This is a genomic window from Methanosarcina acetivorans C2A (genome assembly GCF_000007345.1).
In the GTDB taxonomy this organism is placed as follows: Archaea; Halobacteriota; Methanosarcinia; order Methanosarcinales; family Methanosarcinaceae; genus Methanosarcina; species Methanosarcina acetivorans.
Window position 1 is genome coordinate 2,418,627 of record NC_003552.1, and the last position, 25,182, is coordinate 2,443,808.

Sequence of the window (25,182 nt, forward strand, 5' to 3'; positions counted from 1 at the left end):
CTTAGAGAGAGCTCACGGCCGAGATAAACTGCCCTTTATCTTCATTTCCACTTATCACACCCATTATTCCTTCGTTGCCGGTTTTAAGGGGAAGTTCAATAATGAAAGAAGAACCTTCCCCAGGCACACTCTCCGCCTGGATGTTTCCGCCGTGCATTTCAACAAACCTTTTAACAAGGAAGAGTCCGAGTCCTGTCCTTTCGTACCTGCGCTTGAAGAAAGAGTCAGGTTGTTTGAAAGGCTGGAAAAAAGAGTCCATGTCTTCCCGGGAAATTCCTATTCCGGTATCTTTTACGCAAATTCGAACCATATTTCCAATTTTTGCTGCCGAGACTGTTATGGACCCCTCTTCCGGAGTGAACTTTACAGCATTGCTTATAAGGTTGTAAAGGATTTGCTTGAACATCATTTTGTCAGCATAGAAGCTTTTTATCCCGGAGTCGACCTCAAAATTAAGGGACAATTTTTTCCCGGATACCCGCGGACGGAATACTTTTTCGATATCTTTAAAGATCTTTGTAAACTCGAAATTCTCAGGTTCCAGAAAAGTCTTTCCAGCTTCTATTTTTGAAAGGTCAAGGATGTCATCTATGAACTGGAGCAGGTGTTTGCCGCTGATTGAAATATTATTAATGTATCTGGCCTGGCGCTCGCTAAGTTTTCCGGAGCTATCTTCAAGAAGCAGATCCGAAAACCCGATAATTGAATTAAGGGGTGTCTTCAACTCATGACTTACGGTGGCAATAAACTCGCTTTTAGCCTGGCTGGCATCTTCGGCAATCCGGACTTTCAGAAGGGCGTCTTCGGCTCTCTGCCTTTCAGTGATGTCCCGGCTCACTCCCACAAGCCCTATAAAGTTCCCCGTTTCGTCGTAAAGGGGAGCTTTTACAGTCTGCAGCAGGACTTTCCTCCCGTCAGGGCGAGTTGCCCACCTCTCCCGGATAATCGCTTTCCCGGTTTCAAATATCTCCTTATCCTCGGCATTGAGAAAGCTGGCTACTTCTTTAGAATAAAAATCCGGGTTCTTCTTCCCCACAACGCCCTCTGTCGGCCTTTTCACAAATTCACAGAAGACAGGATTACACCCCAGGTAAGTCCCTTCGGGATCTTTAAAAAAGACGGCATCAGGAATTGAGTTCAATAGTCCGGAGAGCATTGACCTCTCCCTACTGAGTTTCTCCTGCATCTCTTTCCTCTTTTCCACTTCAGCCTTTAATTTTTCAACGCTTGCCACTGTGCTTACCCATTTCAGTAGCCCTGCAGCAATCAACACGTAACTGACCGGGCCTCCAAGAAAGGCTTTTAAGAAAATATTATGCAAAGGGCTCACAGGGTTTTCTCCAACCAGCCGTAAACTTTCATACAGATCCGCAAGATGCCCTGCAAATAAAAGGAAAAATCCGGCGATAATAAGGAACCAGCCTTTCCGGGAAATATTTGCACTTTTTCGACCAATACTCCAAAAATAGAATATGATTATTAGCAAGGTAAAGGAACTCATAACTTCCAGACTCACATCATCCATGGCAGATCACCCAAAAATACTGATTCAATGGCTTTTTTCAGAAATATTCACACATGCTGCAAATACATGATACCCATGATACCTGATAATAGTTTATAAAGATACCGGAAAAAAGCTTCCTTTTTCTTTATAAATAATATATAAATATTTCTATCACATCAAAAAAACAAATTTCAAAAAGTAATTCCCTGTTTCGGGAAAAGGTAAGGGCAAGACTTAGAAGTAATTCTGGGAGTAATAGTACCCCCTTCCCCGATAAAGAAACAATTATTAATGGGCAAAAATTAATGGGCAAAACCTGTTCTTTTCCCTAAATAATGAGACAGCCGAGAATGATACTCACAGGAATCCATGAAGCCGGAAAAGGTTCTATGATCGAGTCCATCTGCATATAAGGCATAAAAATTGAGAGCCTAAATCGATTTCGCAGCTCCCACAGCGCAGAATAGACAGTAGCAGCTCTTCCGACAAATAGCCTAGTTTTTTTTCATTCCCATAGCAGTCACTTTTTTGTCAATACAGGGCTTGAAATCAGATAGGCTGCGTCAGCTGTCCCAGCTTATCGGTGAGCCTGATATTCTCTGAATAGTCGACCGGACAGACGACCACTGAGACCACATCTTCGGCAAGAGCCTTCTTGAGCGTTGGCAAGAGGTCGGCAGCCACCTCAATGCGGTAGCCCCTGGCCCCGAAGCTTTCGGCGTACTTGACAAGGTCCGGGTTGCCGAAATCGACAAAGGAATGGCGCCCCAGTTCCAAGTCCATCTTCCACTTGATCAGGCCGTAGGCGTCATCGACCCAGACGAGTACAACGAACGGGATACGTTCCCGTATCGCAGTCTCCAGTTCCTGGGAATTCATCAGGAAGCTGCCATCTCCCGTTACGGCGAGCACCTTCCGGTCAGGATAAGCGAGTTTCGCGCCGATCGCCCCGGGCACAGCAAACGCCATCGTCGCTAAACCGTTCGAGATCACACAGGTATTCGGCTGATACGTCGGGTAGAGGCGGGCCATCCACATTTTCAGGGCACCGGTATCAACCAGCGCGATATCCGAATCCCCCATGGCCGCGCGGATGTCGGAGACCAGCCGCTGCGGTTTGACTGGATATGCATCGGCACGTGCCCCATACTCGAGCTCTTCCCTGAGCAGGTTACGGATTTTTCTGTCCTCGGCATCCAATCCCTCTTTCGGAGTTATTATTGCGGCTAGCCCGTCAAGCGCAGCCGAGAGGTTCCCCTCAACACTGACGGTGACGGGATAGTGAGCATCGATCTCGGCCGGGTATCGATGCAGGTGCAGGATCTTCTTGTCGGCATTGGGGTTTATGCGTACGGGATCGAACTCCTGGAGATCATAGCCGACGCAGACGATCACATCCGCCTCATCGAATCCGAAGTTCACGTAGTCATGCTGCATGAACCCTATGGTGCCCAGGGAGTTGGGATGGTCATCAGGGAAGATACCCTTGCCCATGAACGTGGTTGCAACCGGGATCCGAAGGCGTTCGGAGAACCGGACAAGAGCGTCCCCGGCGTAGTCTCGCACTGCGCCATGGCCTGCGAGGATAATCGGTTTTGTCGCCTCTTGCAGGACTTGAGCTGCGCGTGTAATCTGTGCGGACCCTGGCATACTGTCCGCTTCATCGGACCGGGCAAGCGGGCGCAAGCCGGTGAGGCCCGAGATTGACTCTACGTCCTCAGGAACGCAAAGATAGACGGCACCCGGCCGCGAAGTTTGGGCTTTCTCAAACGCTTCCCGCATCATTTCGGGTATGGCAGCGGAACCGATAATCATCTCGGCCCATTTTGTAACCGGCTTGAACATGTTCAGCAGATCGACAACCTGATGAGTCTCCTTGTAGATGCGGTTGAGGCTGACCTGGGCGCTGATCGCCACCAGAGGGGTGCTGTCGGTGAAGGCGTCGGCTGTTCCCAGAAGCAGATTAATAGCACCCGGTCCCAGCGTGGATATACAGACACCCGCCTTGCCCGTGACTCGACCATAAATGTCAGCCATGAATGAAGCACCCTGTTCATGGCGCACCACAATGAAGCGGATAGTTGAATCTCCTAGAGCATCGACGAACCTGATGTTCTCTTCACCTGGAAGCCCGAAAATGTACTCGACACCCTCATTCTCGAGGCACTGGACCATGAGCTGAGCTGTAGTGAGAGTGGTGTCCTCTGCCACAATCTTCTCCTTTACTTCCTGGCTCTTGTCTGCCGAGCTGGTGTCCCTGTGGGCCGACACAGCTTCGTGCAGACATCCGTGAGGATCCATCGATCATCCTCCTGTGCTCTCGCAAACCACGTCATCCGCTTCGTGATGTGATCGGGTGCGTTGTGTCTTCCGGCTGTAATGCGTGCAGCCTCTGTGGTGGTTATTCCTGTGACTCTTTCTGTTGCCTTTCATTTCATTCCCCTTCCCCTTTATACTCATACATAATTATAATTATAATTGTATATAATGATTTTAGTTTTCAGGATTGATTCATTCCGTCACAGAACAGACCCTGAATGATTCCGCCAAAGGACAGACCCTGAATGCAAAAGCCGCTGGTACTAACAGGAATAAGATAGTTGCTGTAGCTTTAGTTCCTTCAGGAATAGACATGCGGTTAAAAGCTCGCTCCAGTAACTCCACAAACAGAAATTATAGGAACCAGCATACATAAACCAAAAGTTCTTTTAAAATGGATACCTATTCTTGCAACCAGGGAACCATTATACCCTATGAACAAACCAGCACCTACGCTGGGTCCTATAAGTACTAAAAGGATTAATATGACGGCCCGACATAGAGTCCAAAACGGACACAAAACAGAGAAAAAAGCCATTGAATTGATTCGGTTCCTGATTGGAATTCCCTCCGAGGCCTGATACAACTATGCCTATGTCCAGTTGCAGAGATCCTTTTTCTACTCCCCTTCCACCCATTATATTATTACTTTTCCTGATCCGTAAAACTTACAAAAGCCCTCTTCTCTCAAATCAGGAGACAGCCAGAAAATGATGATCGCAGGAATTGATGAAGCCGGAAAAGGTCCTGTAATCGGGCCCATGTGCATAGGAGGCGTAAAAATCGAGGAGTCCAGAGCCCATATACTCAAGGTGCTTGGAGTTGCCGATTCCAAGAAACTGACGCCGAAAAAAAGGGAGCAGCTCGCATCCCAGATCAAAAAACACGCCGACGGTTTCTTCATCCTTGAGATCACCCCTGCTCAGATTGACGAACTCCGGAAAATTATGAGTATGAACGAGATCATGGTTATCTGTTTTGCAAAAGTTCTCGAACAGCTGAAACCGGATATCGTATATGCCGATGCTGCAGACGTAAAAGCCGAACGCTTTGCCGAAAACCTCCGCAGGCAGTACGCAAAAACCAACCCTGCCCACGCAAAGAAAATAGAAATCATCTCTATGCACCAGGCCGATGCAATATATCCTGTAGTCTCGGCAGCCTCGATCATTGCAAAAGTACGCAGGGACGAACTCATCGAAGAGATCAAAAAAGAATGGAGCGTAGACTTCGGAAGCGGTTATCCCTCAGATCCTAAAACAAAAGCTTTTCTCTTGAAATGGGGAAAAGAACACGACGGGAAGTTCCCAGAAATTGTCAGACAGTCCTGGCAAACCGTAGAAAACATAAGGGAAGAACTGGAAAAAGCCGGAAAAAAGTGAAATCCGGAAGAAAAGTAAGGTCCAGACTTGAGAAATACAGACTTTTATAAAACGCCTTCAACAGCCTGTCTGGCAGTTCTCTGCAAAAAAAAGAAAAGAGAAAAAGAATATGAGACTCCTCAAGAGTACGAAACTCCTCAAGAGTACGAAACTCCTCAAGAGTACGAAACTCCTCAAGAGTACGAAACTCCTGAATTCTCCTCTATCTTTTTAAATTTCATCCTTTCTCTTCTTTTATGTTGAATGAAGATTTTTTTAATTCGTTACAAATGTCTCGTTACCATCAACTTCACTCTCGTTTTCGGAAACCTCATATGAAGAAGTTTCATTCATCAGAGGCATGTAATCTTTACTCCCGGTTGTTTCATTGATAACGTACGGAGTGTCACCTATACGGTCTCCATTAGCGTCGTCTCCCGAATATTTGTCCCAGTAGTTGCCTGTTGAACTGGTGTTCCAGAAGTTAGTACCCTCATCCTCAGCATTGATGTAGTTGACGAAATCGTTCATGTAGACCGTGTTATCAGAGGAATCATTAAAGTATGCTCCAACACCATTCAGGTATAAGGAATTATTAAACAGAACATTGGACTTAGACTTCAGGGTAAAGATTCCATACTCGTTCTTAGAAATCGTGTTTGACGTCAGAGCGTTCATGTCGGACGCTTCAAGGGAAACTCCTTTTGTATTTGAGTCAGCTGTGTTGTTCATAAGGGTGTTATTTGCAGAGTTATACAGCAGGATTCCCATATCATTTGTTAGCATAAGGTTGCCTAACAGTGTGTTATCTTCAGAATTCTCAAGAGCAATCCCCTGATATCCCAGACTTACAAGGTTATTGACCAGGTAGTTTTCCTTAGCTCCTGTGAGAGAAATTCCCACATCATTCATTATCAGAGCGTTGTTGCTCAACGAGCAGTTTTCAACTCCTTCAAGGTAAATCCCTACCTCATATTTGTCCCCTCCGGAAGACACACCGGAAATAAAGAAGCCGTCTATTGTGACGTTGCTTGAGTTAACGTAAAAAACTTCTTCATCCAAAACCGTACCCAGTACATAAATGCGTTTTCCCGGAGCCTCTGACGAGGAGTTTGCAAGAATTGAAACTTTCTTTTCGACCTTTACGTTTTCCTTATATATTCCGGGGTTTACGAGAATCGTGTCTCCTTCCTGTGCATTATTAACAGCTTCCTGAATAGAGATGTAGTTTCCTCCCCCATTTGAATCTACGGAAATAACCGCAGCGGCTGTCGAGATTGTGACTGATCCGAGTATGAAGAGGAAAATTAAAAAAGCATTCAGAATTGCTTTTCCTTTCATTAACCAATGCCCCCTATAGTTGATTAAATTATACACATAGAAAAATAAATAGTGTATTATAATAACTCATAAGAATATAAGTTAAAGTAATAAAAAGATTTTGAAATATGTGTTCTGAATAATAAATCTGAACTTTCGTTTACTATCCCACCTAAATACATTCTCATGCAGTCGGAAAATCGGTTTAATGGAGGGACGCAAAGATCTAAAGAAATGATCCAAGGAACAGGAAAAAAATCTCTGTCACAAGGCCCATAGAATTAAACCGACGTCTTCAGATAAACCAATTTCTTCATATCCATAAGCTGGTCGAATAAATTAAAAATCAAAAAGCAATTACCCGAAACTACTTGACGAAAATAAAATAATCTCCATGCACAAGGCAGATGCAACCTCCCCTATGGTCTCGGCAGCCTCGATCACCGCAAAAGTGCGCGGGATGAGCTGATAGAAGAGCTCAAAAAAATGGTGTACAAAAAAATGATGTACAGACTTCGGAAGCGGCTATCCCAGGCCCCGAAGACAAAACTTCCTCAAAAATAGGAAAAAAATAGCACTGCGGAGAATTCAAATATACTGTCAAACACTCCTGACAGACAATTGAGATATAAAAGAAGAACTGGAAAAAATTGAATGAAAACCTTCCGAAAGATTTCCTGAGTTCTCAAGATTTCCTTATAATTCGAAAAAGAAAAGGGAAAAGAAAAGGAGAATTAAAAAATAGTTAAAAGTATTCAATCTGCAGCCCGACTCCCACTTCCTTAAGCCTGCAAACCTTTGAAAGCTCGATTTTTGAGTTTAAGTCCGTACAGTGGCAGGCATGGATGCATTCGGGGTCAAGTTTTTTAAGGTAGTCAAGGGTCCCGCGCATCCGTTCTTTTGAGGGTTCCAGGAGATGAAAGCCGCCTACTATATCAAGGACCCTGCTGTCTCCGCAGACTTCTTTTGCATATTCGGTAATATTGCAGATCCCGGAATGAGAACAGCCCGTAATAATTACTAGCCCTGTTTCTGCCCTGTATACGAGTGCCGTATCGTCCGGAAGTAGGTCGGGAATTTTGTTCCCCTTGATGTCCCGCACATATCCGATAGCTGCCTCTGCCTCAAAAGTGAAGTTCCTGGGAATTTCCCCAAGGAAAACGAGCCTCTCGCTAAGCCAGAAGGGAGTACCTGAGAGCTGTAACCTGAAGTGTTCTGAAAGCTTTTTGGGAGTGAACAGACTTCCGATTTCCCCTATCCCTTCAATTTTTTTGCTTTCGAAGGCCAGGGGATGGGCAACGAGAACCGGAGATCTGCCGGGCAGCCTCTCTATCCCTGCTTCCGTGAATAAACGGATCAGAGGTTCGAGTCCCCAGCTGTGGTCCAGGTGCCCGTGGGAGAGGACCAGGTAATCAAGATCCAGAAGTGAAAGCCCCATTTTCCGGGCGTTTTTAAGGAAGATATCCGAATACCCGGTATCAAAAAGAACTCTGGTACCCGAATCCTCCAGCAGAAAAGACAAACCGGGCTCGGCAAAGAAATACCTGTCAATAAGGGTGTTATTATCAACAAGGACGGTGAGTTTCATAAAGTGTTTATTTTGCCTGTGGTCTATAATAGCATTGTTACAAAATACTCGTAAAAATAGTCAGGATTGAGTTTACCGAGTTTACCACTGCACGCGGTCCTGTAAGAAAATAAAAAAAATCACAAAAAAATAAAAGGAACCGTTCATAAAAAGAAAAAAACTGAAAAAGAAACGAGCAGCGGATTAGAAGTTTTCAGTAATATAATCCGCCATGGACTCGAAGACCTTTCTTCCGTCATCAGAGCCAAGGATTGATTCGGAAGCTCTTTCCGGATGGGGCATGAGGCCGAGAATGTTTCTTGATGCGTTTAATATTCCTGCGATATTTTCCAGGGAACCGTTAGGGTTGGCTTCATCCGTTACTCTTCCTTTTTCGTCCACGTAACGGAAGACAACCTGCTCGTTTTCGTCAAGTTCTGCAAGGGTAGATTCTTCGGCGTAGAACTTGCCTTCCATGTGGGCGATGGGCATCCTTATAACCTCGCCTTTTCTGAACTTCGAGGTAAAGGGGGTATCAGCCGTCTCGACCCTGAGATTGGTCCAGTGGCACCTGAACTTAGGATATTCGTTTGTGGTAAGAGCCCCTGCAAGGAGCCTGGCTTCGGTCAGCACCTGGAAACCGTTGCAGATCCCGAGCACGGGTTTTCCTTCGGCTGCGATTTTTTTTACGGAATCCATAATCGGAGTGCGGGCCGCAATTGCCCCTGCCCGGAGGTAGTCTCCGTAGGAAAAGCCTCCCGGGACAACGACTCCGTCAAAGCCGGTAAGGTTTTCTTCTTTGTACCAGACAGTTTCGGCATCCACACCAACCACGTCTTTAAGGACATGCAGGACGTCCATATCACAGTTTGTGCCTCCGAACTGAATAATGGCAATCTTCATCTTTTTCCCTCAATCTTCCTTCGATATTTTAAAAATGTTTGGCTTTCCGGATTTGCCTGATTTTCAATCCCTTTTCTTTCCGGGAAGCCCTCAGTTAAGTTCCTTTAGCTTTATAGTGTAGTTGTGGATGATTGGGTTTGCGATAAGCTTCTGGCACATCTCATCAACCTTCTGCTCCGCAACTTCGGCAGATTCTGCTTCGAGCACGATTTCGTACAGTTTTGCGGTCTTTACGCTTTCAACTGCGTATCCGAGGTGCCCGAGAGCCCTTTTAGCTGTGGTGCCTTCAGGGTCAAGCATGCCTGCTTTCTGTTCAATAGTCACTGTTGCCTGGTACTGCATCTTTGTAAGCCTCAATTTTAAGTTTTCAGTTTAATCGGAATTTCACCTGCTTTTCGGGAGCCTGAATGCGGCATCAGGTGAAAGAGAAGGTGAATTTTAAGTATAAACTTTAAGGGAATAATTTCCGGTCTGCACCATAATAAATATAAGATGCTTAAAAACGTTGCGTATATTGGAGGGCACAGATAAAAAACTTCCTTCATAACAGGCAAAGTCCTTCAAAACCAGAGCTTTCTTTCCGTTCTACAGCCTCATCCGTATTTATAAAATTTCAAAATATAAAAAAACGGAACAGAATAGTTAAGTTTTAAATGTATATAAAACATAATTATATATTGGGTGAAATACTGAGCCTCAACGAACCGGCTAGCTGGGATTGTAAACAGGATAGTCTGGAATAGGATATGCACCTGACCAGGCAGCTTGTCCTCTGCAAATACGGAGTCCTGAGGGGCAGCAATTGCTGCAGAGCTTACACGCCGAAAAATAACCTGTATGCCACCCGCTGCTGCTGCCTTTACTGTGCGCACTCCATCTGGATAGGGGACGAAAAAAGCGCAAGGAATCCTTTCGCTGCCCTGCAGGGAGACCCCATGTTCGCTGCAGAAGTGCTTCTTGAAGAATCACCCGGATAAAGACCGGATGACGAGAATAAAAAAAGAGAAGGGAATCGAGAAGAGTATAGGGAAGAAACAGAAGCAAGAAAAGAGAAAGGCAGAAAAAAGGCAAGGATAAAAAAGAGAAAATGTTTCTGATCCAATGCCAGAATAAAGGCGAAAAACGGACCTTTCTTTTTTAGCCTCGAATTTTAATCCTGCGCATATGAACCCATTTATCCGAGTTGAAATTCTCAGGAGTTAATTTTTAAGCGAGTTAAATTTAAAATATCACCCAAAAAACCTTATTCGCTATACTGAGCAGCTTTTTCCCCGCTCGACGCAGGAGAGCGGTCTTTCCGTAAATAAAAAGAAAAAAGAGACAAAAGGCAATTAAAGATGCCGAATACACTTTTGAGTTAGAAAAAACGCTAAAAAGGTCAAATTGGCAGAAATTTCAGTATCGTTTCTCTATAATATCTACTTTTTCTTTTGAGTAGAGCCACCAAACAAGCCGGCGGTGACGCTGATATTTACCCGTAAATTGAAAAACGGTTTCCGGATTTAAGAAAAAGTATTCTCTTAACTCGGGGGACATTTATCAACATACGGTTCCTCTTAATTGTAGCGCTGGTTTTCAACTTATTTTTTTAGACCTGACCGACTTCCCGACCCATCCCGGCGCGGCGCAGGAGGGAAAGTTTGGAGATATCCTGCCGGAAGATTGCAAAATAATAAATACTGGGTGACGCTCGTGTATACCGGACAGAAAGAACAGAAAAAAAGGTGCAATCATGTGCGGAATAGCGGGCGTGTTCGGAACCCCTGACAGTAATTTGAAAGTAAAGAAAATGCTTGCAGCCCTGGGGCACAGGGGACCTGATGCCTGTGGAATCCATACTGCAGGGGACCTGAGCATAGGAAATACCCTGCTTAAAATAACAGGAGATATGCCTCAGCCGCTCACAGGAAAAGGAGCTCTCGTCCTCAACGGGGAAATCTTTAATTTCCGCGAGCTTGCAGCTGAGATAGGGATAAAAATCGATTCCGATACCGAACTGCTTTTTTCACTTATAGAAACCGGGGTAAAGGAAGGAAGTACTCCGATAGACGCTGTCTGCTCTGCACTATCCAAAGTAAACGGAGACTATGCTCTTGCATATGCTTGCGGAGGAGAACTTGTACTTGCCAGGGACCCTTCAGGAGTAAAGCCTCTCTTTTACTGTTCCGGGACAGAGGGCGAAAAGCCGGAAATAGCTTTTGCTTCCGAAAAAAAAGCCCTTGCTTTTATTAGCAGAAAAGCAAAGCCTTTCCCGCAGGGAGGGATTCTGGGTTTCAATACCGAAAGCGGGAAAATCACAGAAAAAATCCCGGAAGGATACCTGGAGATAAAATCGCCTGAAAAGAGGATTTATACAGAACATGAGGCTTTGTCTCAACTGAAAGAAACTCTTGAAAAAGCTGTGGAACTCAGGCTTACCCCGACTACAGGAATTGCATTTTCAGGAGGTATTGACAGTACTTTTTTAGCAGCCCTTGCAAAACGCATCGATCCCGGGGTTTCCCTTTATGCGGTTGGGCTTCCGGATTCCCATGACATTACCCAGGCTGAGAGGGCAGCTGAAGCTATCGGTATGAGGAAAAACCTGAAAGTCCATTTCCTCTCGCCCGAAGAAATAGAAGCTGCAGTACCTCGGGTAGTCTATGCAACCGAATCCACGGATCCGATGACGGTTGCAATAGGAATTCCCCTTTATATCGTGGCAAAAACCGCAAAAGAAGACGGGAAGCGAGTCCTTCTGACCGGACAGGGGGCGGATGAACTCTTTGGAGGGTACAGGAGGCATGAAGAGTTTCTCAAAAAGGGGGCTGAGGTGCTCGACAGGGAGATCTACTCGGACCTTGCAACCATCTCAAAAATTAACCTTGAAAGGGATGATATGGTTACAATGGCCAACTCCGTGGAACTCCGGGTTCCCTTCCTGGATAAAGAAGTAATAAAAACCGGGCTTGCAATACGCCCGGAGCTGAAGGTCCTGAAAAAAGATGGCTACTATGAAGACGGCTACTACGAAAGAAAATATATTCTCAGAAAAGCGGCAAAAGGGTTAATCCCTCCGGAAATTCTCTGGAAAGAGAAAAAAGCAATGCAATACGGGACCGGAGTACAGAAGGTGCTCGACCGGCTTGCCAGGGATTCGGGCTTTTCCAAAAAGCAGGAGAGCCATATAGAAAAATACCTCATGCAAATTGCTTCGGAAAAAGGTTTTGAGTTTGTAAATAACTGAAAAGCAAGATAGAGGACGATATGGGTACTCGTAAAAGAGCATATCGCGGAGAGTACGAAAACCCGATTGGCACACGATTATAACTTACCACGGATAAAAATCGTCTTCAGGAAGCAAATCTCACTTTCGGAACACAATCCAGGACGCGGAACAGGAAATAACGGAATAGGAAATAATGAAAGTTTGCCTGCGGATATCTTGAAAAAAGCCGGCACAAATGAGTAAGTATAAACAGTTTGATTGTTATATTCGAGTAGAAAACTATTACCTGAAACTCTAACCAGAATCTAAGGGGGAATTCAAATAAAAATAGCAATTACCGGAAAAGGCGGCGTTGGAAAAACTACTCTCTCAGGCACTCTGGCAAGACTGCTTGCAAGAGACGGATACGAAGTACTGGCAATCGATGCAGACCCGGACATGAACCTGGCATCTTCTCTGGGAATAGAAAATCCCCCGAAACCCCTCACGGATTTCAAAGACCTTATTGAGGAAAGAGCAGGTGCAGAAGGCGGAGCTTTTATCTACAACCCGAAAGTGGACGACATTGCAGGCAAATACGGAGTAATAGGGCCTGACGGGGTCAGGATGCTTGTCATGGGCACCGTGGACAAAGGAGGAAGCGGGTGCATGTGCCCGGCTTCAGCTTTCCTGAGAGCTCTTCTCAGACACCTGATGCTCAGGGAAAAGAGTGCCGTTATCCTGGACATGGAAGCCGGAATCGAGCATCTGGGAAGAGGCACCACACGCGGGATGGATATTATGATTGTGGTGGTAGAGCCAGGAGCCAGGTCCCTTGAAACCGCCGAAAGAATCAAAAAACTCTCGTCCGAAATCGGGATAAAACATATCGCTGCCGTAATTAACAAAGGAGGCGCCGGAAAAGTCAACGCCAAACTTGAAGAGCTGGGCATCCCGGTACTTGGGGAAATTCCCTTTGACCAGCAGCTAATGCAGGCTGACCTGGAAAAAAGGGCTCCGATTGAAATAGGCGGCGAAGCTGTTGATTCCATAGTGAAAATCAAGGAAAAACTCATAGAAACCGTTGAGGAAATCAGGAAGGAAGAAGAGGCGAGTAAGAAGTAAAGGCTGAAACACAGCCCTACAATTTTGTATTAATTCTTCAATTTCTTTTCAATTTTTTCTAATTTTTCCAAATTTTTTCCTGATTTTTTCCTTTATTTGTTCTCAAATTTGTCCTGAAATTTTCCCAATTTCTACTCAAATTTTGTCCTGAAATTTTTCCCCGATTTCTACTAAAATTTTGTCCTGAAATTTTTTTGCATTTTCAGGGCTCAGTTAAAGCCACTGTCCGGGGAGTCTGTCAGGGTTCCTTTATTATAAATAAGCTCCAGAAGCCTCAGCCTTTTCTCCCTGATAAGGACATCAGTTGGGTCTATTTCCAGAGCCCTGTCGTAAGCTTCCATAGCCTCTCCGTATCTGCCAAGGCTTTCCAGGACCGAGCCTTTCTGGTACCAGGAAAAAACATCCTCAGGGTTGACCTTGAGGACTTCGTCATAACACTCTATGGCTTTTTCAAAATCCTTCAGGTTATTGTAGGCAAAACCTTTGAGACACTTAATTCCCAGGTGCTCGGGATCGAGTTCAAGAGCTTTATCGTAACAGGCAAGAGCTTCCTCGGACTTCCCTATCCTGTCCAGGACAAAACCCTTCTGGAGCCAGGCATCAAAGTACCTGGGATCCAGATTTAAGGCTTTATCATAGAGCCCGAGTTTCTCTTCATAATTATCAGCTTCTTGTGCTGTTATAAGGAGCTGTCCGGGATCCTCTCTTTCTTCGGTTTTTCCTGCCGCTTCCGGCTCCTTTTGCTTTTCCTTAGAGCTTTCTGTGATATTATTTTCCTCTGCCATTTCGAATCCTCCGTTTCCGGATCAAGGTTTATTTGGACCCCTTTCGGAATCATCTTCAATGCCTGATTTTCCTATTTATGCTTGAAATCAGGGTCAAGACTGGTATTGTGCACTTTTGTTTCCAATGAGATATACTTTTTCTGATTCGAATACGGATATCTTCCAGGCAGAAGGTCCGAATAAGAAGCGTTCGGCATGAGAACAATGCCCGGAGGTTTTCTGTCCAATCAACTCCAAATATATTTTTATGTCTAATTCTCCTCGTATATCGCCTCGCAGATACTTCCGAGGTCATTGCTAACCTGCTTCATCTCCTTGACATCCTTTACAGGGACGTTGTTCACATATATTGCAAAGGCTAGCTTTCGGTCTTCGGATGTGTTCATATATCCGCCCAGAGCCTGGGAACAGAGGATTAGTCTGTCATTGACTACATCATACTTGGCAGTTGTTCCGGTCTTGGCCTGAACTTTTCCTTTCGCAGGGCTCTCGGGACCAACAGAAGTCGCCAGAGACCCGTCAACTCCGAGAATGGGCAGAGCATCCCGATATACCTGAGAGTCATTTCCGGAAGACATATACCTCAGGAGATCAACCGTAGTTCTGGGTGTCATATAATCAGCAGGAGAGTTTCCTCTGCCATCAGATATGGATACGGCATTAAGGTCAATTCCGGTTTTTTCCAGGAAGGAGCGCTCTATGATCAGACCGTCCCAGAAGCTTCTTTTTCCTTCCTTTACTGCCATAAGAGGCAGAAGGGAATCAGCCTGCATGTTCTGGCTGACCTTCATTATCAGTTTCAGGTTCTCAGAGAAAGGCAGAGAGGTCAGAAGAGCTACTCTTTCAAACTCCGAGTAGTTCGTGGTGGCTGGTAACAGGTCTGCAGGGTTATTGCCTTTAACTGAAGCGTTTACTTTCACTCCCTGACGCTCCAGCGCTTCTATCAGAAGAGAGCGGGCAAAAGAAGAAGGATCATCCACCGTATATGTCTGGACGATAGTGTCTTCGCCTGCGGGTACCTGCCCCGATACATTGATTATACCCGGACCGCCTGTTGATATCTCTATCCGGGCAGTCTCATTCGCGTCGGTTGTTACAACATCGGCTTCGATCGCGTAGGCTGCGGTCTGCGGCCGCCAATCCACCTCCGCCGCCATTCCTGGCTGAGCAGGTTTGACCATTATATCAATCAGGTTATCATTGATAACTATCGGTGTGAGGGTGTAATCGTTGGCACTATCAGGAGGATTGATTTTATCGAAGAGTCTATCGTCAATGATAACGTCTCCCGAGACACTTTTGATCCCGGCAGCTGATACCTGTTGGGCCAGCTGATCCAGGCCGGATAAAGGGTCAGGGGTCGTTAAAATTGCGTTGCCAATGGAGTTTGCATAGCTGTGATCGATGTCGGTATAATCGATCTTTCCATCCGGAGTGGTCCGGCCTCCCATTGTCAGGTCTCCGCTGGCTACCAGTATCAGGTCTCCGTTCAGGTTTCCTGAAGAGTCCACATTACCACGGGCATATATAGGAGTCTCGAACCTGTAATCAGCCCCTATTATATCGAGTGCAGCTGCTCCCGTGTAAAGCTTGGTGGTAGAGCCAGGAATGAACATCTTCTCCGGATTCAGCTGGTAGACAACTTCCCCGGTCTCCAGATCTTCTACAAGGATTCCCCAAAAGGCATGATCATATTTTGTATCATTCATTATTTCTGTTACAGATGCAGGAAGAGGGTTACCCTCTAAAGGGCTATCCTGACTGTTTCCTCCAGCCCCGGCAAACGGTTGGCAAACCGTAATAAGGAATATTGTTCCCAGCAGTAAATAGCATAACTTCTTAGACTCATGAGCATCAGACTTCATGTAATCTCCCCTTGACCTTTCTCTAGGATATTTCATCAGCGAATCTAATAAACATGTAAGAATCAAAAATCCACAATTGGTTGCGCTACTCACTGAACTGTATGGTAGAGAAAAAGAGATAGATCTCAGAAAAAGAAGAACGTAGAAATGAAATAAAATAAGTAAATTAAAAGAGTTTTACCAGGAAAAAGAATTTATTGAGAAGCTCTTGCCTTCTGCCTGCCTATTTCCGAAAGAATTTTTACCTTGACTTCAAGTGCAGGAGCAAATCCCGGTTTCAATTCAAGAGCTCTGCTACAACTTTGCAGGGCTTCTTCCTGTCTATCCAGCTCCGAAAGGACAAGCCCTCTGCCTGCCCAGAGTTCAGGGGCTTCAGGAGCAGCCTGAAGAGCTGTATCGTATGCGGCCAGAGCCTCCTCATACCTGCCCAGCCTGGAAAACAGGCTGCCGACGGATTTCAGAGCTTCCAGGTAATCAGGCCTGATTTTGAGGGCTGAAAGGTATGCTTCAAGGGCTTCTTCTTTCCGGTCAAGTGCAGAAAGGACCGAACCTTTTCCTGCCCAGGCTTCAGCATATTTCGGGTTTCTCAGGAGTACTTTTTCGTACGTTTCGAGGGCTTCTTCAAATCTGCCAAGCCGTGCAAGCACAACTCCTTTATTGTCCCATGCCATTTCAAAAACCGGTTCAAGCTCAATTACCCTATCATAGGCAGCTAATGCATCTTCAAGCCTGCCCATTTCCGAGAGGACTACACCCCTGTTGTACCAGACCCTGAAGTCATCAGGCACTATTTCAAGCACCTGTTCTATAAGCTGCAGAGCGGCTTCAAACCTTCTTGCCTTATAGAGGAGGACTGCTTTCTGAAAGAGGGCCGTAGCATCCTGAGGATTCTTTTCAAGCATCTCAGTACAGGTCTGAAGCTCTTTGAAAAAAGGAAGGGAAGCATAAAGATCTCTGACAGCCAGAAAGAGGGGCAGGAGTTCATACTTTTCTCCGTCAATTGTTAAGGTTTTTGTTTCGGGAGCATAGGAAAGAGCTGCTGGCTCCTGCATGCTGGTGCTCTCTCCCGGTATATTTTTCATTTTTTCAAGCACTGTCTCCAGTTCGGACAAAACTCTGGGGGAAAGGGGAGAATTATTGTTTATGGAAAAGATGGACCTGAGATGCTTTCGGTGTTTTCTGTTGTTCTTATCCCAGAGAATGGTTGAAATTTGGTGACATGCAGTTAAAAACTCTTTGAGAGCGATGTACAGGTTCGTATCTCCGGAACTATTTAAATTGCCAAAACCCCTGAGTGCAGCATTACACTTCCCCCGGAGTTCCGGAAGAAGTTTATCAAATTCAGAATTAAATTCTCTCATCAATACCGGGCCTCCCGTTAGTACCTGTCCTTCTTTTCATAAAAATTCATAGATTGAAAATTCATAGATTAAATATTCATAGATTAAAAATTCATAGATTGAAAATTCATAGATTAAATATTCATAGATTGAAAATTCATAGATTGAAAATTCATAGATTAAAAATTCATAGATTGAAAATTCATAGATTAAAAATTCATAGACTACCCATTACAGAAATCACTCGGAACTGTAGATGTTACTCAAAGGTCTGCCTGAAAAAGGGTGGCTGACTTCAATGGTCTGAAAAAGAACTTAAAAGTGAGTTCTGGCTCAGATTCGGTTTAAGTTTCCCTTTTTTTGCTATGAGCAGGTCTATCGCTGACCCTTTATCCACATGCGTTCCACCCTTCGGTTCCTGCTGGACAACATCTCCGAAACGGACACCTCCTACAAAAACGCTCTTCTCTCCGACATTACCTACGCGAAGTCCTGTTTCTTCCAGCTTTTTAACAGCATGCTCCAGTGGTAACCTTATAACAACGGGCACTTCAACTTCTTTTATCTCAGACTCGGCCTCCTGTACTTCCAAATCGGATACTTCCGGAGTGCTAACTTTACCTTGGTCTTCCAGAACCTCTTCCAGAAGCTCGATTGCGCCGCTGATCCTGAGGAGCGTTTCATTCAGGTTTTTCTTTCTGTTTTCAAGTTCTACAAGCTTTGCCTCGATGTCTTTGAGGATTTTCTGACCTGATTCGTATTCAGCCCTGAGTTCTACCAAACGCTGTTCAAGTTGTGTTTTCATGACCTGTAAACCCCTCTTCTCAATTCATTGCTTCCAGTGAAGCCGAAATCGGGATTTGGCTTTCACTCCAGTTTTCTTTCGATCCAGCTTCATCTAAAGAAATCAGTTTTACCTTTTATTCAACCCTTCTATTTTATTCCATCTACAATTTCGATCCAATACATTTTAAGTTTTATATTTTCGCTCCTTAGTAAAGGATTTCATGAAAGGAAGCTAATCTCATGGAAGAAGATATAACTTCATGTGTAGAATATTTCATGTGAAGAATATAACAACATGTGATCGAAAGCATGTCCAGAACAAACGCAAGTCGGAAAAGCTGGCACAAAAAACCGGAAAGAACCATTGCTTCTGATTTCTATTTAAGCTTTCAGTCTTACACTATCCTTTAGCATGAATATATAAACCTGTAAAGTAAGGGCCGAAAAAGAGTGGGTTGGGAATAATAAGGAGTGATCACGATGGAAAAAGCAAGTCCCAGACAAATTAAGGAAATAAATGAATATGGGAAGGAAATAATCGAATTGCTTAAGCTTGAAACCTCACCAGTGGCAGTAGCCCTGGTTCCTAAAGGTGCCGAAATTCCTGAAGGGATACAGCGGATCAAAGAAAAGATGAAGCACTGCCAGATGATGGATCGCGTGCGCAGAACAAAAGAAGAGTTTTATGCCGTTCTTGAAGACCAGACCTGCAAAGGAGGAGCTGCAGCAATGGGGCTTGGGCATATGCCGCCAAAGCTGGCAAGCGGGGAATTCTATTTTGACAAACTGAAGCATTTCAAGACCCTTGAAGCTTCGAAAAAAACCCTTGATAGGGTCCCAATGGTAGAGGCAGAATCCACAGTTGCAACCCTTTACGCCCCTCTTGAAAGTGCAAGTTTCATGCCTGATGTTATTGTGATAATCGGCACTCCCGAACAGTTAATGCTCCTGACCCAGGCAGCCCTCTACAATGAAGGCGGGAGAATTGAAGCCGAATTTGCAGGCAAGCAGAGTCTTTGTTCCGATGCCGTTGCCGAACCCTACCTGACAGGCAAAATGGGAATAACAGTCGGCTGTACGGGCAGCAGGGCTTATACGGAAATTCAGGAGTCAGAACTGACCGTTGGCATTCCCGCAAAAACACTGAAAGACCTCGTGGAAGGGTTGAGGGCGATTGTTGGAAAAGCTCCTGCGCATTGATAAGATAGGGAAAAGCGCATACTTATACAAAAAAAGAGGAATACGGAAAATAAAAGAAAAATAGGAAGTAAAAGGTTACAAAAATACGGGATTACAGGAAATAGAGGATAACAGGCAGTAAAATAACTCCCATTGCATGGGATTTCCTGATTTTCATAAAAGACGGGAGCATGCCTATTGAAGTAGAAATTACAAAAATGAAAAGCCCGAAAAACCCTGTAAAAAGAAAGACCGTTATTGCAAGCCCTGCCAGAACTCCGGTGCAGAGTTTTGTATAGTCAAGTTTCCGGAGCAAGTGATGGGCGTTGTGCCCAATCCAGACTGTAGAAAAGTACGAAAACAGGGCAGTCAGCAGGATCGCAGCAAAAAAGGGCAGTACTACCTGAAAACCAGGTGATCCAATCCCCAGGATTTCATTCACGGCAGCCATTGCTCCACTCCTTGCCTTTCCTATAACCATGAGGGCTACCAGCCCGAAAATCGCATTTGAGGTATTTACCCCTGAAACCGAGACAATAAATTCTTTTGAGCTCTCAAGCGCCTGACTATCTGCATCGGGATCGGAAAAAAGAAAGGACTTTTGCTCCCCGGAATCAGGCTTGATACTTTCTTTTTTGACGGACCTTCGGTCAAAATCGGACCTTACAAAAAGCCCGGCCAGAAGGGCAGCAATAGCAGAAGAAACTCCTGGCAGCCAGGCTACAAAGGAACCTGCGGTGCTGCCCGTAAAGACTCCTCTTAAGATCCTTTTTCGGGAAAGCTCGAATTTTGAAACGGATTCGGCTGGGATCTCGGATTTTGTGAGAAGGCTTATGATGAGCTGGGAAGCCCCGAAAAGTCCGCTGAGGAGAGGAAGAAGTACGGATGCCTGCCCGAGGCTTATAACCGGGAGCAGGACATTTTCTCTTGAAAATGCGAAGAGTCCCAGAACTCCTGTGATCAAAAACAGCAGGAGGGCATAAGCTTTATACCTGTATTTTGCATGTGAACCCTGACCCTTTACCTCCTCGCCCTTCTCGCTCGCAAGCATGATAAACACAATCGTTAGAAGGACCCATGCCATATACTCCTGCAGGTAGGGGTAAACTGCCCCGAAGAAAAGGGAAAAAGGCAGGACAAAAAGCATGGATACAACCACCGAACCTGCACTTCCGAGGGCTGAAAGCCGGACCGCCTCTGCCCCTGCGCCTTCAAGCAAAAGCCTGTGCCCCGGAAGGACCGCAAGTGCCGTATCTCCGTCAGGCGCCCCTAAAAACACCGACGGGATTATATCGTGAAACGTATGAGAGACCGCATTTGAGAGGATTATGAGGGCAATGTAGAAAGGGGCGACTCCCTTCTCAGCCAGAAAAGGGGCAAGTGCTACAAGTGCAAGTGCAAAATTATTAGTATGTATTCCAGGCAAAAGCCCTGAAAATATGCCCAGCAGATAGCCTGCAAGCACAGAAAAAAGGATCAGGAATAAAGAAACTTCTTCCACTCAACAGCACTCCCCTAAGAACTATAGTAAAATTCATTAGATTTCAACAAACTTAACTAAATAGTTTACAAAATTAGTATTAATAGTTAATTATGTCAATAAGTGCTCATTCTTCCGAGCTTAAATACTTGAAGTCAAAACTATTTACGATCATTTATTAATCGGTTAATTTTACCCCTATGTACTCAAAGATACTGCAGAGCCTTTTTCCGCACCATACAGAGCTAAAACCAGCCCCTCAGGTGAAAAAATAATCTGCAAACAAGTGCCGCAATTGATAGATAAAAGACTGATAAATAAGGGCAAGAAAATCTGTGGTTTATTCTTTTTTTAGTCCTCTTGAACGAGCGAAGCGAGTGAAAAGGACCTCGTGCTCCCGAAGCGAAACTCGGGAAGCGAAACTCGGGAAGCGAAACTCAGTAATTTCAAATTAAGGCCAGGAATTTTGACCTCAATATTATAAGTAAATTTTCTTTTAGAATTTTGCTTTTTTTACTGAGCAGGAGGCATTTTATAAGAAGATATAAATAGCAGCATTTGCTCGTACAAACAATTTCAGCCCATCATTGCGATAAATTGCTTGAAAATTTTGAAGGCGATTTATTACATCAAAGAAATAGAAAAATAATTTCCACTTATGTTTTATATATAACAGCTATACTATAGCATGTAGTCCTAAATGCTAATATTGAATGGGGTTCATGAGAGCATTTAGCAAAAAAACAGCAGTCCAGGGCAAATGAGGTTCGCCATTCCTCAGTCCTGCCCTGCGCAACCGGAACCTCTCCAGGATGAGGCGACTATCGAGGTTTTTTGCCATTCCTCGGTGCCCGATTCCGAGAGAGGTTTCGTAGGCGGAAGTCGAAAATGAGGTTCGCCATTCCTCAACCGGCTTCCGCAGATATCAGAACCAACGGAGAAGTGAGAGGCAAATCCCTCTCTCAATACTATTTTTACCTCTCACTTCCACTCTGATCTCCAAACTACCTGATTCAATTTAAGAAATCAGCTCAGGGATTGATCAACCTTGAAGTCAATTATCTCCATTTCCAGTACAGCTCATTATTTCTGTCATTTTTCTTTTTGCTTCCTTTTTCTTCCCTCTCTGATTACTTCTGCCTCTTCTGACTCTCCCCTGCCCGGCTGATCCTCTTTCAGGTCACTTCCTCTCCCAGGTAGTATCTTTTTCCTGTCACTTCCTCTTCTCGGTTTATTATGCCTCTTTTCATCTCCTCTTTCAGGTATTTTTTCTCATTCCCACAATTATTCGATCTCTTTATTCATCTGCAGTCACCTTTTTTCCTGTGTTTTTGCTCCTTGCTGAACCTGGTTTCCCCGAAATTATTCGAATGCCTGAATAATAAGTAAGGTTTGATTATTGAGAAGGATATACTTTTGGAAACAGAGTTTCAGAATAAAGTTGAGGAAACCTCTTGAAGCAGATAAAAAACACACCGATTTCTCCAGAAAGCACGTAAAAAACCATATATACGAGAGATTCCTTTCCTAAAGCAGCCTTCACAATTATAATTTTACAGATCCAAGTGAATAGATCAAAGAAAAATTATTTCAAAATAAAATATAGTCCAAACACTCACAAACGCAGATTTTCCGCTTTTTCCAGATAATTCGTGCAAAGCAGAAAAAAGGATTTTAAAAGGATTTCAAATGACTATTAAATGTAAAAAGTGCAACCATGAAGCTATCATTTTTCAAAAATACTCCGGAATGCACCTCTGCAAAAGGCATTTTATAGAGGACGTTGAAAGGAAAATCAAGCTGACAGTCCGGAAAGACTACAGCATCAAGAAAAATGACGTAATAGCCGTTGCCCTGAGTGGGGGAAAGGACAGCTCGGTTGCTCTCTATGTGATGCATAAGATCCTGGGGAACAGGCCGGATATTCAGATCGTGGCTGTTTCAATCGATGAGGGAATCCACGGATATCGTCCCCACTCCCTCGAGCTTGCAAAAAAGCTTACGGAAACCCTTGGCGTCCGGCATATAATAAAGTCTTTTAAAGACGAACACGGGGTTACAATGGACGAGCTGGCTGCAATGGACCGGGAAAAAGGCACATGCAGCTACTGCGGAGTTCTCAGAAAAAGTATCCTTAACAGAGTAGCGCTTGAAATAGGGGCAACGAAACTTGTAACAGGGCACAACCTGGACGATGAAGCCCAGACCATTCTCCTCAACCATTTCAGGGGAGATATGGAACGCATGGTCAGGCTTGCGCCTCCTGCAGCCGTAGAAGGACTTGTGTTGCGGGCAAAACCCCTGCGGAATATCCCGGAAAAAGAAGTGGCACTCTATGCCTTAATAAACTCCCTGCCTGTGGACTTCAGTGAGTGCCCGTATGCAGGAGAAGCCCTCAGAGGGGAAATTAGGGAACTGCTAAACAATTTTGAGACAGGACACCCGGGCACCAAGTATTCCTTACTACGCGGCTTTGACAAGCTCGTTGGCGCCCTTGCAAAGGAACTGCCACCTGCAAAAATCGAAAAATGCAGGATCTGCGGGGATACCTGTACCGAAGATATCTGCCAGGCATGTAAACTGCTCGGCAGGACCTGAAAAGGACCAGAAAATAACACCTGAAAAGGAACTGAAAAGAACCTGAAAAAGGACTGTAATTACAAATTTTCTGACCCATACAATAGTATTCGCTGTATTATGTCTTTCTTGTCCCGGCAGAGTTGCGCCACCCGAATTGCGATTCGGGAGCCCGCCGTCCTTTTCGCTCCACTTCGTTTCGCTCAAGAGGACTAACTCGTGGTTGAAAAGTGAGTTTCGCTCAAGAGGACTAACTCGTGGTTGAAAAGTGAGTTTCGCTCAAGCAGACTACTATGGGAAAAAGTGAGCTATGCTCAAAGAGGACTTACTTAAAATAATGGTAAAATAAAGAGACGCAGGAGAGCGGTCTTCCCACAAATAAGAAGAAAGAATAAGAAAATGCCAAAAGTAAAAACAACTGATGACGTTTGTGGATAAGAATCGGAACCGAACATGCAGCGAGGGATAGATTCCGGTCTTTATTTCTTTTTCATATATTCTGCTTTTTTCCCTAATGAGAATGGCCTCCAGACAAGCCGGCGGGGGCGCTTATATTTCCCACTATAAAAACGGTTTACGGGATTAAGGACCATATTCTCTTATTTCTGGTAACATTTATTCAGGACATTTCCTCTTTTAATTGCGGTACTGGCTTGCAGGTTTTTTTCTGGTGGACAGGAAGGCACAGTCCCTTGCGATGCAGGAAGAAAAAACTGAAAACTTCAAGATCCGGGCACGGAATGGATTAACGGCTTAATTATAGGCACTAAAAAAGAAAATGAAAAAAACAGAAAATTAAAAAAGAATTTTTGGATTCCAGGAGCTTTTAGAAATCATCGGGATCGGAAAGCAGTTCATAAGGGTCATAGAGCTCCCTGCTTTCCATGGTCAGGTAGAGGCGGGTCCACAGAACAGTGGTCAGCGGCTGAAGTATGAGGATCGGGATGAAGTATGTTAGACCTGAGATCAGAGTGTTTTCCGAACCCAGAAGCTCGCTGACAAGACCATTGATGAAAGCCAGCCCGACTACAATAATCCAGATGAAGAAAACATCGAGTTTATTCTCCTTGAAAAAACTGTAACCTTTTTTTATAGCTTCAAGGGGGTCAAGTTCGTCGATTACGAGGGCATAAGGGGTAATGGAAAGTGTGATATTTATGACCAGGACGTAGATTCCCCAGGCAAGGATTCCTAAGACAAGTGTGCCCATACCCTGTACAGTTGCTGCCGGGTTTTCGATCAGCCCGCTCAGGTTTCCGATTGTAAGGGCTCCAGGCACTACGAATACGATACCTGCAAGAAGTATCAGGGTCAACAGCAGGTTTACAAGGAAGAACCTGACAGCGTTTTTCGAGCCAAACCTGACCATGTCGGAAATTACGGTATCCCCGGTCTCGGAAGCCTTTTTTGCCATCCCGATTGCTCCTGCCGTGAAAAAGGACTGAAGGAACAGCCCAAGCAGGGAAAAAACAAGAATTGAGGCTATCGAGGCTGGAATGTTAGCCATAAACCCGTCCACGAGCAGGGAGTAAAGTTCCTCGTTTGAAAGAGTGGAAAGGTTAATAACGTTTCCCGAAGCTGAGTTGAAGAACAGGAAACCCAGTATAGCAAAGAAAAAGACATAAAGGACTAAATTAACAAAAAAATTCAGGACATATGGAATACAAATATTTAGATTTCTAACCCAGGTCTTGAACCCTCTATTCAGTATTGTTCCAAAATCTTCATGCATGTGACACAACCTTCCGAATAAAAAGGCATTGGCTCTGCATCCCTACAACAGCCATGTCCTGACTGGCTGCAAAAACAAGGTTCGTTTGCAGGCTCACATATACCATTTTTCGGATACATATGCAGAAGATAAATATATAATCTCTCATA

Annotated in this window: 21 protein-coding genes; 7 read left to right on the forward strand and 14 right to left on the reverse strand. The window is 44.7% G+C overall.

The features are described from left to right. Nucleotide 1: 1 nt before the first annotated feature. The 3 genes from MA_RS10200 to MA_RS29360 form a co-directional block, all read right to left on the reverse strand. A complete protein-coding gene (locus MA_RS10200) occupies nt 2-1,525 on the reverse strand; it encodes a PAS domain-containing sensor histidine kinase (RefSeq protein ID WP_052279146.1) in 1,524 nt (507 codons plus the stop codon). 531 nt (nt 1,526-2,056) lie between these two features. Further along, nucleotides 2,057-3,808 carry an acetolactate synthase large subunit gene (locus MA_RS10205; RefSeq protein ID WP_011021953.1) on the reverse strand — a complete coding sequence of 584 codons (1,752 nt, stop codon included), beginning with the start codon at nt 3,806-3,808 and terminating at the stop codon, nt 2,057-2,059. Nucleotides 3,809-3,811: 3 nt separating this feature from the next. Next, nucleotides 3,812-3,940: a hypothetical protein gene (locus MA_RS29360; RefSeq protein ID WP_281085415.1), complete on the reverse strand. Its 129-nt coding sequence runs from the start codon at nt 3,938-3,940 to the stop codon at nt 3,812-3,814. Between the two features lie 596 nt (nt 3,941-4,536). Between MA_RS29360 and rnhB the strand changes: the two genes are divergently transcribed. Then, nucleotides 4,537-5,208, forward strand: coding sequence for a ribonuclease HII (gene rnhB, locus MA_RS10210; protein ID WP_011021954.1), 672 nt, complete (start codon nt 4,537-4,539; stop codon nt 5,206-5,208). A 255-nt stretch (nt 5,209-5,463) separates the two neighbouring features. Here the strand turns inward: rnhB and MA_RS10220 are convergent, their stop codons facing one another. Continuing rightward, the gene (locus tag MA_RS10220; RefSeq protein ID WP_048065269.1) at nt 5,464-6,528 is read right to left on the reverse strand and encodes a right-handed parallel beta-helix repeat-containing protein; all 1,065 of its coding nucleotides are present in this window, start codon (nt 6,526-6,528) and stop codon (nt 5,464-5,466) included. Between the two features lie 373 nt (nt 6,529-6,901). Between MA_RS10220 and MA_RS29765 the strand changes: the two genes are divergently transcribed. Then, the gene (locus tag MA_RS29765) at nt 6,902-6,976 is read left to right on the forward strand and encodes a hypothetical protein (protein WP_157860481.1); all 75 of its coding nucleotides are present in this window, start codon (nt 6,902-6,904) and stop codon (nt 6,974-6,976) included. A 276-nt stretch (nt 6,977-7,252) separates the two neighbouring features. Here MA_RS29765 and MA_RS10225 read toward each other — a convergent pair whose 3' ends face one another. The 3 genes from MA_RS10225 to purS all read right to left on the reverse strand — a co-directional run bounded on the left by MA_RS10225 (nt 7,253) and on the right by purS (nt 9,319). Then, nucleotides 7,253-8,095: an MBL fold metallo-hydrolase gene (locus MA_RS10225; RefSeq protein ID WP_011021957.1), complete on the reverse strand. Its 843-nt coding sequence runs from the start codon at nt 8,093-8,095 to the stop codon at nt 7,253-7,255. Between the two features lie 183 nt (nt 8,096-8,278). After that, entirely contained in the window at nt 8,279-8,977 is a 699-nt protein-coding gene (gene purQ / locus MA_RS10230; protein WP_011021958.1) for a phosphoribosylformylglycinamidine synthase subunit PurQ, read from the reverse strand. A gap of 90 nt (nt 8,978-9,067) precedes the next feature. Then, a complete protein-coding gene (gene purS / locus MA_RS10235) occupies nt 9,068-9,319 on the reverse strand; it encodes a phosphoribosylformylglycinamidine synthase subunit PurS (RefSeq protein WP_048066286.1) in 252 nt (83 codons plus the stop codon). Nucleotides 9,320-9,723: 404 nt separating this feature from the next. Here purS and MA_RS10240 point away from each other — a divergent pair, with 404 nt between their 5' ends. The 3 genes from MA_RS10240 (at nt 9,724) to MA_RS10250 (ending at nt 13,289) form a co-directional block, all read left to right on the forward strand. Then, complete coding sequence (locus tag MA_RS10240) at nt 9,724-9,954, forward strand: hypothetical protein (protein ID WP_048065270.1); 231 nt, start codon at nt 9,724-9,726, stop codon at nt 9,952-9,954. A 755-nt stretch (nt 9,955-10,709) separates the two neighbouring features. Beyond that, on the forward strand, nt 10,710-12,203 hold the full coding sequence (locus MA_RS10245; protein WP_011021961.1) for an asparagine synthetase B family protein: 1,494 nt from the start codon (nt 10,710-10,712) through the stop codon (nt 12,201-12,203). A 297-nt stretch (nt 12,204-12,500) separates the two neighbouring features. Next, nucleotides 12,501-13,289 (forward strand): AAA family ATPase, encoded by a 789-nt coding sequence (locus tag MA_RS10250; RefSeq protein ID WP_011021962.1) that lies wholly within the window; start codon nt 12,501-12,503, stop codon nt 13,287-13,289. Nucleotides 13,290-13,498: 209 nt separating this feature from the next. Here the strand turns inward: MA_RS10250 and MA_RS10255 are convergent, their stop codons facing one another. The 4 genes from MA_RS10255 to MA_RS10270 all read right to left on the reverse strand — a co-directional run bounded on the left by MA_RS10255 (nt 13,499) and on the right by MA_RS10270 (nt 18,084). Next, nucleotides 13,499-14,074, reverse strand: coding sequence for a tetratricopeptide repeat protein (locus MA_RS10255; protein ID WP_011021963.1), 576 nt, complete (start codon nt 14,072-14,074; stop codon nt 13,499-13,501). Nucleotides 14,075-14,325: 251 nt separating this feature from the next. Then, complete coding sequence (gene dacB, locus MA_RS10260) at nt 14,326-15,939, reverse strand: D-alanyl-D-alanine carboxypeptidase/D-alanyl-D-alanine endopeptidase (RefSeq protein WP_052279147.1); 1,614 nt, start codon at nt 15,937-15,939, stop codon at nt 14,326-14,328. A 194-nt stretch (nt 15,940-16,133) separates the two neighbouring features. After that, nucleotides 16,134-17,300 (reverse strand): tetratricopeptide repeat protein, encoded by a 1,167-nt coding sequence (locus MA_RS10265; protein WP_085984844.1) that lies wholly within the window; start codon nt 17,298-17,300, stop codon nt 16,134-16,136. Between the two features lie 274 nt (nt 17,301-17,574). Then, nucleotides 17,575-18,084: a PASTA domain-containing protein gene (locus MA_RS10270; RefSeq protein WP_011021966.1), complete on the reverse strand. Its 510-nt coding sequence runs from the start codon at nt 18,082-18,084 to the stop codon at nt 17,575-17,577. A gap of 461 nt (nt 18,085-18,545) precedes the next feature. Between MA_RS10270 and MA_RS10275 the strand changes: the two genes are divergently transcribed. Further along, nucleotides 18,546-19,265: a DUF169 domain-containing protein gene (locus tag MA_RS10275; protein WP_048065272.1), complete on the forward strand. Its 720-nt coding sequence runs from the start codon at nt 18,546-18,548 to the stop codon at nt 19,263-19,265. A gap of 91 nt (nt 19,266-19,356) precedes the next feature. Here the strand turns inward: MA_RS10275 and MA_RS10280 are convergent, their stop codons facing one another. Further along, entirely contained in the window at nt 19,357-20,745 is a 1,389-nt protein-coding gene (locus MA_RS10280; RefSeq protein WP_011021968.1) for a tripartite tricarboxylate transporter permease, read from the reverse strand. Nucleotides 20,746-22,413: 1,668 nt separating this feature from the next. Between MA_RS10280 and MA_RS10285 the strand changes: the two genes are divergently transcribed. Beyond that, nucleotides 22,414-23,322 carry a TIGR00269 family protein gene (locus MA_RS10285; RefSeq protein WP_011021969.1) on the forward strand — a complete coding sequence of 303 codons (909 nt, stop codon included), beginning with the start codon at nt 22,414-22,416 and terminating at the stop codon, nt 23,320-23,322. Nucleotides 23,323-24,127: 805 nt separating this feature from the next. On the opposite strand, the gene MA_RS10290 is transcribed toward MA_RS10285, so the two are convergent. Both MA_RS10290 and MA_RS26835 read right to left on the reverse strand, forming a co-directional pair. Continuing rightward, nucleotides 24,128-25,033: a hypothetical protein gene (locus MA_RS10290; protein WP_011021970.1), complete on the reverse strand. Its 906-nt coding sequence runs from the start codon at nt 25,031-25,033 to the stop codon at nt 24,128-24,130. After that, on the reverse strand, nt 25,026-25,181 hold the full coding sequence (locus tag MA_RS26835; RefSeq protein ID WP_157860165.1) for a hypothetical protein: 156 nt from the start codon (nt 25,179-25,181) through the stop codon (nt 25,026-25,028). The genes MA_RS10290 and MA_RS26835 overlap by 8 nt, the downstream gene beginning before the upstream one ends. Nucleotide 25,182: the final 1 nt, after the last annotated feature.